Here is a 500-nt window from a genome sequence, read left to right as displayed (position 1 = left end):
TAATCCCTTAGCGCTTGTATTGTTCGTGCTCGAAACCATTCCTTTCTTTTTCATGCTCATATATGTATTGAAGAATATTAAGTTAGCGGATAGCTTTGTACGTTTTCTCATTATATTTTTCGTGTTCTACGGCAGTGTTTGGTTGATCGGAAACGATAATTTAGGCACCGCAGTACGTTTAAGGATATACAACTATTTGGCTATATATATCAGTTTTTTTTATATCTTAAGGCTTAAAAGATCGTCTTTTAGAAAGTCCTCCTCAAATAGAGTATAGGTGGTGAATGGATGAAAATAATTATTTTAGGCACCATTGCTTATAGTTTTTATGGCTTTCGCGCTGACCTTATTCAGGAGCTGGTCAAACAGCAGCATACTGTCTATGCGTTTACTTCTGAATATACTCAAGATGAGCTAAAGAAAATAGAAAGGTTGGGTGCCATACCTGTAACCTATAGTCTAAATCGAGGTGGTTTAAATCCTTTAGCGGATATCACAGC

Annotated in this window: 2 pseudogenes; both read left to right on the top strand. The window is 36.2% G+C overall.

The features are described 5' to 3' along the window. Positions 1-277: pseudogene (locus tag ACS8FC_RS21330) on the top strand (hypothetical protein); the annotation flags it as partial. A gap of 11 nt (positions 278-288) precedes the next feature. After that, positions 289-500: pseudogene (locus ACS8FC_RS21325) on the top strand (glycosyltransferase family 1 protein); the annotation flags it as partial.

The organism is Psychrobacter sp. 1Y4 (assembly GCF_051847555.1).
Note: the sequence above shows the minus strand (reverse complement) of the source record. Positions and strands in the feature narration are given on the sequence as shown.